An 11,626-nucleotide genomic window follows, 5' to 3' on the forward strand; every position below is an offset into this window, starting at 1 on the left:
GACCGCGATGACGTCCGCCGTCCGTACCGCCGTCCGGGCCCGGCCGGCCACGCCGACCGCCGTGCTCGACGTGGTGGTGCCGGTCTTCAACGAGGAGCGGGACCTCGGGCCCTGCGTCCGGCGACTGCACGCCCACCTGACCGCACACTTCCCGTACCCGTTCCGGATCACCGTCGCGGACAACGCCAGCGTCGACGGCACCCTCGCGGTGGCCCGTACGCTCGCCGCGGAGCTGCCCGGCGTCGAGGTGCTGCACCTGGCCGCCAAGGGGCGGGGACGCGCCCTGCGGGCGGCCTGGTCGGCGTCGCCGGCGCCGGTGCTGGCCTATCTGGACGTCGACCTCTCCACCGAGCTGGCGGCCCTGCTGCCGCTGGTCGCGCCGCTGTTGTCCGGCCACTCCGACCTGGCCGTCGGCACCCGGCTGGCGCGCACCTCCCGGGTCGTCCGGGGCGCCAAGCGGGAGGTGATCTCGCGCGCCTACAACCTGCTGCTGCGCGGCACCCTGGCGGTCCGATTCTCCGACGCGCAGTGCGGCTTCAAGGCGATCCGGGCCGACGTGGCCGCCCGCCTGCTGCCGCTGGTGCAGGACACCGGCTGGTTCTTCGACACCGAGCTGCTGGTCCTGGCCCAGCGGGCCGGGCTGCGGATCCACGAGGTGCCGGTGGACTGGGTCGACGACCCGGACAGCCGGGTGGACATCGTGGCCACCGCCCTGGCCGACCTGCGCGGCATCGGCCGGCTGGCCCGGGCCCTGGTGACGGGCGCGCTGCCGCTGGCCGAGTTGCGCGCGCAGCTCGGCCGCGCCCCGCTCGCGCCGCCCCCGGCGCAGGTGCCGCTGGGGCTGCCCCGGCAGCTCGCCCGGTTCGCCGCCGTCGGGGTGGCCGGCACGCTGGCGTACCTGGCGTTGTTCGTGGCGGGCCGGGGCGTGCTCGGGGCGCAGGCGGCGAACCTGCTGGCCCTGCTGGTGACGGCGGTGGCGAACACCGCCGCGAACCGGCGGGTCACCTTCGGCATCACCGGGCGTCGGCACGCCGCCCGGCACCATCTGCAGGGCCTGCTCGCGCTGGCGACGGGGCTGGCGTTGACCAGCGGGTCGCTGGCCGCGCTGCACGCCGCCACCGCACCGTCCCGCCCGCTGGAGCTGACGGTCCTGGTCGCCGCCAACCTGGTGGCCACCGCGGTGCGGTTCGCCCTGCTCCGCCTCGCCCTGCACCACCGCCGCCCCTGACGCCGTCGCCGCCACCCCGGTCCGACCGGCGGGTCGGACCGGGGTGGCGTCGACGTGGGGCCGTGCGCAAGGGTGGGGCCGTGTACCGGGAACGGGCGGCGGTGGGGATCCCCGGGGCGGTCGTCTGGCGCAGCGACGCCGGGGCGGGCGGCCGGGTGACCCGGGTGCTGCCGGACGGCTGTCTGGACCTGTTGTGGTCCAGCCGGGCGGGGCTGCTGGTCGCCGGGCCGGACCGGACCGCCCACGTCTCCACCAGCGTCCCGGGGGAGCGGTGGGTGGGGCTGCGGCTGCCGCCCGGCACCGGGCCGGCCGTCCTCGGGGTGCCCGCCCACGACCTGCGGGACCAGCGGGTTCCCCTGATCGACCTGCTGGGCGCCGCGGCCCACCCGGTGGCCGAGCTGCCCGTCGGGGCGGTCGCCGCGGCGCTGGAGGGGATCGCGGTGGCCCGGCTGCGGGCGGCCGGCGGCCCCGACCCGCTCGGTGCGCGGGTCGCCGCCCGGCTGGCCGCCGGCGCCACCGTGGCCGCGACCGCCGCCGAGGTCGGCCTCGGCCCGCGCGCCCTGCACCGTCGCAGCCTGGCCCTCTTCGGGTACGGCCCGAAGACCCTCGCCCGGATCCTGCGGATGCGCCGGGCGCTCGCCCTGGCCCGCGCGGGTGCCCCGTGGGCCGAGGTGGCCGCCCGGGCCGGGTACGCCGACCAGGCCCACCTCACCCGGGACGTGCGCGACCTGGCCGGGGTGCCGCCCACCGCCCTGACCGGCTGACGACCGGCCGCTCAGCCGGCGGACAGCGGGGCGTACAGGTCGACACCGTTGCCGTCGGGGTCGTGCAGGGTGGCGTAGCGCTGCCCCCAGAAGGCGTCCCAGGGCGCCAGTTCGCCGTGGAATCCGGCCCCGGTCAGCTCGGTCCAGTACCGGTCCACCTCGGCCGCGTCGGCGCACCGGAAGGCGAGACCGGCGCGCGGGCTTCCGGTGGGCGGTCGCCACCCGGGGTGGAAGGTCCGGACCATGCCGGCCTCGTCCCAGGCCAGCCGCAGGCCGCCGGGGAGCGTCACCTCCACGTGGTCCTCGGTGTCGGCGTCGGGTGGGATGTCCAGCCCGAGTCGCCGGTAGAAGTCGAGACTGCGGGCCATGTCGGAGACGACGAGACCGATGAGGTCGAAGTGGGGTGCCATCCGGCCACGGTAGGGCCGTCCCCGGCCCGAGGTCTTGAACGGAACGGACCGGGGCCGAGTGATGCGTGTGCCCCTCATGGCCCGCCCGGCCGGGCTACTGTCGAGGACGACTCCGGCCAAAAGGTCCAAATGCCGCAACTCGGCGTACCCGGTCGGTTCCACGACGGCGAGGGAAGGAAACGGTCGATGATGCACCTGGCCTACCTGGACGCGGGTTCCGGCAGCCTGATCGTGCAGGCGGTGGTCGGCGGGGTGGCGGGCGTGGCGGTCGCGGCCAAGCTCTACTGGCGCCGGCTGGTGTCCCGGCTCCGTCGCCAGCCGACCGACCCGGCGTCCATCGATCCGCTGCCCGGCGCGCCGGAGGCCGCCCCCCGACGCCAGTCCGCCGACATCTGACCAGGCCCGACGGTGACCAGCCTCGACACCCGGGTGGAACCCGGCTCCTTCCGCGACCCGGGCAACCGGGTTTTCCACCGCGGCACCGAGGTGCTGCGCGGCCTCGACGAACGGTCGGCCGGGGACTGGCGGACCCTCGCCGCCAGCGACTTCTTCCGCGCCCTGCTCGCCGACGGCCGGGTCTGCGCCACCGAGGAGATCGCCGCCACCCCGCCCTGGTCCGCGGTGCTCCGGCACGAGCGCATCCCGTTCGTCTCGCACCCGTACGAGTGGTCGTTCGGGATGCTGCGCGACGCCGCCCTGCTGCACCTGGAGATCCTGCGCGAGGCGCTGGCCGCCGGCTTCACCACCAAGGACGGCTCGGCGTACAACCTCCAGTGGCGCGGCGCGTCCCCCGTCTTCATCGACGTCGGCTCGTTCGCGCCGCTGCGCGACGGGGAGCCCTGGGCCGGGTACCGACAGTTCTGCCAGACCCTGCTGTATCCGCTGCTGCTCCAGGCGCACCTCGGGGTGGACTTCCAGCCCTGGCTGCGGGCCCGGGTCGACGGCATCGAGCCGGACCAGCTGCGCCCGCTCTTCCGTGGCGGCCGGCGGCTGCTGCCCGGCGTCCTGACCCACGTGCACCTGCACGGGGCGATGCAGCAGCGCAACGCCGGGGCCAGCACCGCCGACGTCCGGGACCAGCTGCGCGCCGCCGGCTATTCCCGGGAGCTGGCGGTGGCCACCGTACGCGGGTTGGCGAAGCTGGTCCGCCGGCTGGACCGGCGGCCGGGGGAGACCCACTGGGCCGACTACCAGCGCACCTGCGCCTACTCGGCGGCGGACCGGCTGGCCAAGGAGCGGTTCGTCGAGGGCGCGATGGCCGCCGCCGGATCGCCCGCGCTCGCCCTCGACCTGGGCGCCAACGACGGCCGGTACGCCCGCGTCGCCGCCCGGCACGCCGACTACGTGGTCGCCGTCGAGCAGGAACCCGCCGTGGTCGACGCGCTCTGGCGGGCGCTGCGCGCCGAGGGGGAGCGGCGGATCCTGCCGCTGGTGATGGACCTCGCCGACCCGTCGCCCGGTGGCGGTTGGCGCGGCGTCGAGCGGGCCGGTTTCGCCGCGCGTACCCGGGCCGACGTGGTGCTCGCCCTGGCCGTGGCGCACCACCTGGCGCTCGGCCGGAACGTGCCGCTGGCCGAGGTGGTCGACCAGTTCGTCGGGTTCGGGGTGCCCGGCGGCCGGCTGGTGGTGGAGTTCGTGCACCCGGAGGACCCGATGGCCCGCCGGCTGCTGGCCAACAAGCCCGACGGCCTCTTCCCCGACTACCGCCGGGAGGAGTTCGAACGACTCCTCGCCGCGCGCTGCCGGATCGAGCGGCGCTGGGAGCTGCCCTCCGGCACCCGGACGCTCTACCAGGCGGTCGTGGGTGGCTGAGGACACCCTCGCCCCACCCGAGCTGCGGTCGGCCGGAGCCGACCCGGCGCGGGTCGGCCGACCGTGGCGGGCGGAGGCGGGCCGGCTGCTGGAGGTGGCCGCCCTGGTCGGGCTGGTGGTCACCCAGCCCCTGCTCGACGTGCTCGGCCGCAGTCCCGACTTCTTCCTGTTCCACCGGGCCGCCCCGGCCGACATCCTGCTGCTGGTGGCGCTGATCGCCGGGGCGCCGACGGTGGCGGTCGCGCTGGTCGGCGCGCTGAGCCGGGCCGCCGGTCGGACCGCCCGCGCGGCGGTGCACACGCTGCTCGTCGGGCTGCTGCTGGCCGCCCTCGCCGTGCAGGTGGGGCGGCACCTCACGCCGCTGCGGGGCGTACCCCTGCTGCTGGTGGCGGGGGTGGCCGGCGCGGCCGGCGCGGCCGCGCACCGGCGCTGGCGGGTGCCCGGCCGGGTGCTGCGGGTCGCCGCGATCGGTCCGCCGGTCTTCGTCGGGCTCTTCCTCTTCGCCTCGCCCGCCTCGGCGGTGGTGCTGCCCCGCGCGCACACCGGCGCGGCCGGGGTGGCCGGCGCGGGCGCGCACCCGCCGGTCGTGATGATCGTCCTCGACGAGCTGCCGCTGGTCTCGCTGCTCGGCCCGGACGGGAGGATCGACGCCGCCCGGTATCCACACTTCGCCGAGCTGGCGGCGGGCTCCACCTGGTACCGGAACGCCACCGGGGTCAGCGGCTGGACCCCCTACGCGCTGCCGGCCATGCTGACCGGCCGCTACCCGGCCAAGCCCGTCGCGCCGCACTACTCGCAGTACCCGGACAACCTCTTCACCGCCCTCGGCGGCCTCTACGACATCCGCGCGCAGGAGAGCATCACCCGGCTCTGCCCACCCAGCCGCTGCGAGCAGCCGGCCAGCCCCGAGCAGGGGCTCGGCGTGCTGGTCCGGGAGAGCGGCCGGTTGCTGCGCCAGGTCACCGCGCCGGTGGACAGCCGGGTCGACCCGGAGGACTCCTACCGCGAGGTGAGCCGCGCCGAGGCGGGCCTGGACGCCGCCGAGCCGGTACCGGCCGACCCGAAGTTCCGCTGGGACACCCTCGACGACAACCAGCCGGCCCGGTTCACCGAGTTCCTGTCCGGGCTGCGCCCGTCGTCCCGCCCGACCCTGCACTTCCTGCACCTGCTGATGCCGCACTCGCCGTGGGTCTGGCTGCCGTCGGGGGCGCACTACGCCGCGCCGGAGGACCTGCCCAACGACGGCGCCGGCTGGGTGGACCTGGCCCGGCAGCGGCACCTGGCCCAGCTCGGCTACACCGACCGGCTGATCGGCGAGACGCTGCGCACGCTGCGCACCACCGGCCTGTACGACAAAGCGCTGATCCTGGTCACCGCCGACCACGGGGTCAGCTTCACCCGCGACTGGCAGGGGCGCGGGATGGACGCGATCGTGCACGCCGCCGACCAGGTCGCCTGGGTGCCGATGTTCGTCAAGGCACCCGGCCAGCGCGCCGGCCGGGTCGACGACCGCAACTGGCAGCACGTCGACCTGCTCCCCACCATCGCCGACGAGACCCACGTCCAGGTCCCGTGGCGGATGGACGGCCGTTCCGCCCGGGAGGCGCCCCGCACCGGCGGCGACAAGCTGTTCTACGACCGTCCCGGCCAGCCGACGACCATCACCGGGGGCGTGCCGGCCGCCCGCCCGGCCCCGGCACCGGATCCGCTGATCGGCACCCGGCCGGGGGACCGGCCCGCCGGTGGGACCGCCACGGTGGCGAACCTCGCCGCGTTCCGCGCGGTCGACCCGGCGCACGGCGAGCTGCCGGCCCTGGTCTGGGGCACCCTGCCCGCCTCGGTGCCGGACGGCACGAAGCTGGCCGTCGCGGTCAACGGCACCATCGGCGCGGTCGTCCCGGTGGTGGCCGCCGACCGGGGCGGGCGCCGCTTCGCCGCCCTGCTCCCCGACGACCGGCTCTTCGCCGCCGGAGCCAACCGCCTCGATCTCTACCGGGTCGCCGCCGACGGCACCCTGCGCCGCCTCGCCCTCTCCTGAGCCTCGTCCCGGCCGCGTGCTGGGCACGCTCCCAGTCCCGTCGGTGGGGTTTCCGCGCCGGTGGGTCGGGAAACGGGTGACGCATACCTCACCGCAGAACCACGGCGAGCGGTGTCCCCGCGACCGTGTTTACGGTAAAAGCGAAGGCAATTCAACGAAGATCTTGCCGGCGAAGCGAGGAACACATGACGGAAGTCAAGCTCGACCACCCCGGTGGGCAGCTGTCGATGCCGGTGCAGTCCGCGGTCGAGGGCCCCGCCGGCATCAAGGTCGGCGCGCTGCTCAAGGAAACCGGGATGACCACCTACGATCCCGGGTTCGTCAACACCGCCGCCTGCTCGTCCGCGATCACCTACATCGACGGCGACGCGGGCATCCTGCGCTACCGGGGCTACCCGATCGAGCAGCTGGCCGAGAAGTCCTCCTTCCTGGAGGTCTCCTACCTGCTCATCTACGGTGAGCTGCCGACGCAGACCCAGCTGACCGAGTTCTCCGACCGGATCCGCCGGCACTCGCTGCTGCACGAGGAGATGCGTCGGTTCTTCGACGGCTTCCCGCGCGACGCGCACCCGATGGCGGTGCTCTCCTCGGCGGTCAGCGCGATCTCCACCTTCTACCAGGACAGCCTGGACCCGTTCGACTCGGAGCACGTGGAGATGTCCACGATCCGGTTGATGGCGAAGGTCCCCACCATCGCGTCGTACGCGTACAAGAAGTCGATCGGCCAGCCGCTGCTCTACCCGGACAACTCCCTCGGGTACGTCGACAACCTGCTGCGGATGACCTTCGGCGTGCCGGCCGAGGAGTACGAGGTCGACCCGGTGATGTCGAAGGTGCTGGACATGCTCTTCGTCCTGCACGCCGACCACGAGCAGAACTGCTCCACCTCGACCGTGCGGCTGGTCGGCTCCAGCAACGCCAACCTCTTCGCCTCGGTCTCGGCGGGCGTGAACGCGCTCTTCGGCCCGCTGCACGGCGGCGCCAACCAGGCCGTGCTGGAGATGCTCCAGAAGATCAAGGCCGACGGCGGCGACGTCCGGTCCTTCGTCCAGAAGGTCAAGGACAAGCAGGACGGCGTCAAGCTGATGGGCTTCGGCCACCGGGTCTACAAGAACTACGACCCGCGGGCCGCCATCGTGAAGAAGGCCGCCCAGGACGTGCTCGGCCGGATGGCCAAGCCCGACCCGCTGCTGGACATCGCCATGGAGCTGGAGGAGATCGCCCTCGCCGACGAGTTCTTCGTCTCCCGGCGGCTCTACCCGAACGTGGACTTCTACACCGGCCTGATCTACAAGGCCATGGGCTTCCCGACGAAGATGTTCACGGTGCTCTTCGCGCTCGGCCGGCTCCCCGGCTGGATCGCGCAGTGGCGCGAGATGATCAACGACCCGGAGACCAAGATCGGCCGGCCGCGGCAGATCTACACCGGCTCGCCCGAGCGGGACTACGTCCCGGCCGCGGAGCGCTGACCTCCGGACCCACGACGAAGGCCGCCGACCCCGCGAGGGGTCGGCGGCCTTTTCGCGTACGCGCCGTCAGCGCAGGCCGGCGGCGGCGAGCAGGTTGCCGTCGGGCAGGACGGGCAGGGCGCTGCCGAGGGTCATCCGGTGCTCGGCCCGCTCGGCGGTGAACCGGGCGTCGTGGGCGATCGCGGCGGCGTACGCGGCGGCGGTGCGGGCCGCGATGGCCGACCAGCCGTACTGCTCGTGCACCATGGTGCGGGCCCGCCGGGCCAGGGCGCGGGCGCGCTCCCGGTCCGACAGCAGCGCGTGCACCGCCTCGCTCAGCCCGTCCGGGTCCTGCGGGGCGAAGGTCATCCCGGTGACCCCGGTCTCGACGATCTCCGCCAGCCCACCGGTACGCGCCACGGCCAGCGGCGCGCCGGCCGCCGCGCCCTCCAGGGCCACCATGCCGAACGGCTCGTAGATGCTCGGCACCGCGAAGCAGTCCGAGGCGGCCATCACCGCGGGCAGCTCGGTGCCGCCGAGGAAGCCGGGCATGCTCACCGTGCCGCCCAGCCCCAGCCGGTGCACCTCGGCCTCCAGCGCCGGCTTGTACGGCCCGTCGCCGACGATCACCGCGCGCAGCCCGGGGTGCCGCTCGCGCAGCCGCGGCAGCCCGGCGAGCAGGTGCTGCACGCCCTTCTCATAGACCAGCCGGCCGGCGAAGGTGACCAGCGGGCCGTCCCCGGCGTACCGGGCCCGGGCGGCGGCCACCGCCCGGGCGGGGACCTTCCAGCGGTGCGGCTCCACCCCGTTGGGCACCACGTCCACGCGGGCGGTCGGCACCCCGAAGAGCGCGCCCACCTCGTCGCGCATGTACCCGGAGCAGACGATCACCCGGCCGGACTCGGCGGCGAGCCACTGCTCGACGCCGTGGATGGTCCGGTTCATCTCCTCCGGCAGCCAGCCCTGGTGCCGGCCCGCCTCGGTGGCGTGGATGGTGCTCACCAGCGGCACGTCCAGGTGCTCGCGCAGGGTCATCGCGGTGTGCGCGACGAGCCAGTCGTGGGCGTGGATCACGTCGTAGGAGCCGGACTCGGTGGCGCGCAGGGCGGCCCGGGTGAGCGTGTGGTTGAACGCCATGGTCCAGGCGAGCAGGGAGCCGGTGGCGAGCGGGAAGGTGACCGGGTCCTCGGCGGCGCGGACGATCCGCACGCCGTCGGCGTACTCCTCCAGCGGGGCGCCCTCGGTGTGCCGGGTGACGACGGTGACCTCGTGCCCGGCGGCGGCCAGGGCGACGGAGAGGGCGTGCACGTGGCGGCCGAGGCCGCCGACGAGCACGGGCGGGTACTCCCAGGAGAGCATCAGGATGCGCCGCGTGGCCGGCGGCACGCCGGCGCCGTCCTGCTGGGGCGGCTGCGGCCGGGAGGTGAGGGTGGGCCGGTGGGTCCGGTCCACGGCGGTGGCGGTCTGCGCGCCGACCCGCAGGGTCGTCACATCAATCTCCGTCCATACATGCGGATATGCGCCGGCGACACTGGCGGCGTGGGAGCGTGGTGGGGGTGGCCGAGCGGCCGGGCGGACGACGCGTGCGCGCGCGTCCGGACACCAGCAAAGGGCATTCCGCGCCGAGCCGCATCTTGAGGAGCATGATCGTGACGGACGACACCCGAAGGGCCACCCCGCCTCAGGTGGGTGGATTTCGGTTACGGTCCGAACGGGTGGATTGGGCGTGGGGGACGCGGGGCATTAGCGGCGTGCGCACTGGCGGGAGCCCCCGGTGCGTTCATGATGATGGGCCGAAGGAGCGACATGCAGGTCTGGCCGGGCGAGCGGTATCCCCTGGGCGCCACCTACGACGGGATGGGGACCAACTTCGCGATCTTCTCCGAGGTGGCCGAGCGGGTCGAGCTCTGCCTCTTCGACGAGTGGGACGTGGGCACCGAACGCCGGGTCGAGCTGCGCGAGGTCGACGCCTACGTCTGGCACGCGTACATCCCGGGCATCGAGCCGGGCCAGCGCTACGGCTACCGGGTGCACGGCCCGTACGACCCGGCCAACGGGGTGCGCTGCAACCCGCAGAAGCTCCTGCTCGACCCGTACGCGAAGGCGGTCGACGGGGAGATCTCCTGGGACCCGGCGGTCTACGACTACGTGCTCGGCGAGCCGGACCGGATCAACGAGACCGACTCGGCGCCGTTCATGCCCAAGTCGGTGGTGGTCAACCCCTACTTCGACTGGGGCAACGACAAGCCGCCGCGCACCCCGTACCACCACTCGGTGATCTACGAGGCGCACGTGCGCGGGCTGACCATGCGCCACCCGGACATCCCCGAGGAGCTGCGCGGCACGTACGCGGCCATCGCCTCCCCGGTCATGATCGACTATTTCAAGCGGCTCGGGGTGACCGCCGTCGAGCTGATGCCGGTGCACGAGTTCGTGCACGACCACCGCCTGGCCGACCTGGGCCTGCGCAACTACTGGGGCTACAACACCATCGGCTTCTTCGCCCCGCACCACGGCTACTCCGCGCTGGGCCGGCTCGGCCAGCAGGTGCAGGAGTTCCGCGGCATGGTCCGGGCGCTGCACGCCGCCGGCATCGAGGTGATCCTCGACGTGGTCTACAACCACACCGCCGAGGGCAACCACCTCGGCCCGACGCTCAGCTTCAAGGGCGTCGACTGCCCCAGCTACTACCGGCTCTCCGAGTCCGACCGGCGGTACTTCGTCGACTACACCGGCACCGGCAACAGCCTCAACGTGCGCAGCCCGCACTCCCTTCAGCTGATCATGGACTCGCTGCGCTACTGGGTGACCGAGATGCACGTCGACGGCTTCCGCTTCGACCTCGCCGCCACCCTGGCCCGCGAGTTCTACGAGGTCGACCGCCTCTCCACCTTCTTCGAGGTGGTCCAGCAGGACCCGGTGGTCAGCCAGGTCAAGCTGATCGCCGAGCCGTGGGACGTCGGCCCCGGCGGCTACCAGGTCGGCAACTTCCCGCCGCAGTGGACCGAGTGGAACGGCAAGTACCGGGACACCGTCCGGGACTTCTGGCGCGGCGAGCCGAACACCCTCGCCGAGTTCGCCTCCCGGATCTCCGGCTCCGCCGACCTCTACCAGGACGACGGCCGCCGCCCGTTCCACAGCATCAACTTCGTCACCTGCCACGACGGGTTCACCCTCAACGACCTGGTGTCGTACAACGACAAGCACAACGAGGCCAACGGCGAGGAGAACCGGGACGGCGAGAGCCACAACCGGTCCTGGAACTGCGGCGTCGAGGGGGAGACCGACGACCCCGGGGTGCTGGCCCTGCGGGCCCGGCAGCGGCGCAACTTCCTGGCCACCCTGATCCTCTCCCAGGGCGTGCCGATGATCGGCCACGGCGACGAGCTGGGCCGCACCCAGCACGGCAACAACAACGCCTACTGCCAGGACAGCGAGCTGGCCTGGATCGACTGGGACGCCGCCGACCACGAGCTGCTCGACTTCGTCCGCCGGGTCACCGAGTTCCGCACCCGGCACCAGGTGTTCCGCCGCCGCCGGTTCTTCACCGGACTGCCCGTGGGCGGTCGGGCCGCCGGCTCGGGCCTGCCCGACCTGGCCTGGTACACCCCCGACGGCCGGGAGATGACCGGCGACGACTGGGGCAACGACTTCGGCCGCTCGGTGGCCCTCTTCGTCAACGGCGACGGCATCCCGGAGCGCGGCCAGTACGGCCAGCGCCACCGGGACAGCTCCTTCCTGCTGCTCTTCAACGCCCACGACGCGGCGCTGGACTTCACCCTGCCGCCGGCCGAGTTCGGCCAGCGGTGGGACCTGGTGATCAGCACCGCGGAACCGGATCCGGAGAAGACCACGGTCGTCGAGGCGGGCGGCAGCGTCTGCGTCCCCGACCGTTCCCTGCTGGTCCTGGAGAGGACGGCCTGACC

General features: G+C 73.9%; 9 protein-coding genes. 7 read left to right on the top strand and 2 right to left on the bottom strand.

Annotation, left to right across the window (positions count from 1 at the left end; translation table 11 throughout):
• Positions 1-7: 7 nt before the first annotated feature.
• On the top strand, positions 8-1,228 hold the full coding sequence (locus tag ABUL08_RS06105) for a dolichyl-phosphate beta-glucosyltransferase (RefSeq protein ID WP_350935331.1): 1,221 nt from the start codon (positions 8-10) through the stop codon (positions 1,226-1,228).
• A gap of 80 nt (positions 1,229-1,308) precedes the next feature.
• Positions 1,309-1,992, top strand: coding sequence for a helix-turn-helix domain-containing protein (locus ABUL08_RS06110; RefSeq protein ID WP_350935334.1), 684 nt, complete (start codon positions 1,309-1,311; stop codon positions 1,990-1,992).
• Between the two features lie 11 nt (positions 1,993-2,003).
• Here ABUL08_RS06110 and ABUL08_RS06115 read toward each other — a convergent pair whose 3' ends face one another.
• On the bottom strand, positions 2,004-2,402 hold the full coding sequence (locus ABUL08_RS06115) for a VOC family protein (RefSeq protein WP_350935335.1): 399 nt from the start codon (positions 2,400-2,402) through the stop codon (positions 2,004-2,006).
• A 186-nt stretch (positions 2,403-2,588) separates the two neighbouring features.
• Between ABUL08_RS06115 and ABUL08_RS06120 the strand changes: the two genes are divergently transcribed.
• The 4 genes from ABUL08_RS06120 to ABUL08_RS06135 all read left to right on the top strand — a co-directional run bounded on the left by ABUL08_RS06120 (position 2,589) and on the right by ABUL08_RS06135 (position 7,721).
• Positions 2,589-2,798 (top strand): hypothetical protein, encoded by a 210-nt coding sequence (locus tag ABUL08_RS06120; protein WP_350938940.1) that lies wholly within the window; start codon positions 2,589-2,591, stop codon positions 2,796-2,798.
• A gap of 12 nt (positions 2,799-2,810) precedes the next feature.
• The gene (locus tag ABUL08_RS06125; RefSeq protein WP_350935337.1) at positions 2,811-4,214 is read left to right on the top strand and encodes a class I SAM-dependent methyltransferase; all 1,404 of its coding nucleotides are present in this window, start codon (positions 2,811-2,813) and stop codon (positions 4,212-4,214) included.
• Positions 4,207-6,252, top strand: a complete 2,046-nt coding sequence (locus ABUL08_RS06130; protein WP_377522207.1) for a sulfatase-like hydrolase/transferase — start codon at positions 4,207-4,209, stop codon at positions 6,250-6,252. The genes ABUL08_RS06125 and ABUL08_RS06130 overlap by 8 nt, the downstream gene beginning before the upstream one ends.
• A gap of 185 nt (positions 6,253-6,437) precedes the next feature.
• Positions 6,438-7,721 carry a citrate synthase gene (locus ABUL08_RS06135; protein WP_350935339.1) on the top strand — a complete coding sequence of 428 codons (1,284 nt, stop codon included), beginning with the start codon at positions 6,438-6,440 and terminating at the stop codon, positions 7,719-7,721.
• Positions 7,722-7,787: 66 nt separating this feature from the next.
• Here the strand turns inward: ABUL08_RS06135 and ABUL08_RS06140 are convergent, their stop codons facing one another.
• Positions 7,788-9,191: a glycosyltransferase family 4 protein gene (locus ABUL08_RS06140; protein ID WP_350935341.1), complete on the bottom strand. Its 1,404-nt coding sequence runs from the start codon at positions 9,189-9,191 to the stop codon at positions 7,788-7,790.
• Positions 9,192-9,506: 315 nt separating this feature from the next.
• On the opposite strand from ABUL08_RS06140, the gene glgX reads away from it, so the two are divergent.
• The gene (glgX, locus tag ABUL08_RS06145; protein WP_350935343.1) at positions 9,507-11,624 is read left to right on the top strand and encodes a glycogen debranching protein GlgX; all 2,118 of its coding nucleotides are present in this window, start codon (positions 9,507-9,509) and stop codon (positions 11,622-11,624) included.
• The last annotated feature ends 2 nt before the right edge of the window (positions 11,625-11,626 follow it).

The sequence above is a fragment of the Micromonospora sp. CCTCC AA 2012012 genome (assembly GCF_040499845.1).
GTDB classification, from domain to species: Bacteria; Actinomycetota; Actinomycetes; order Mycobacteriales; family Micromonosporaceae; genus Micromonospora; species Micromonospora mangrovi.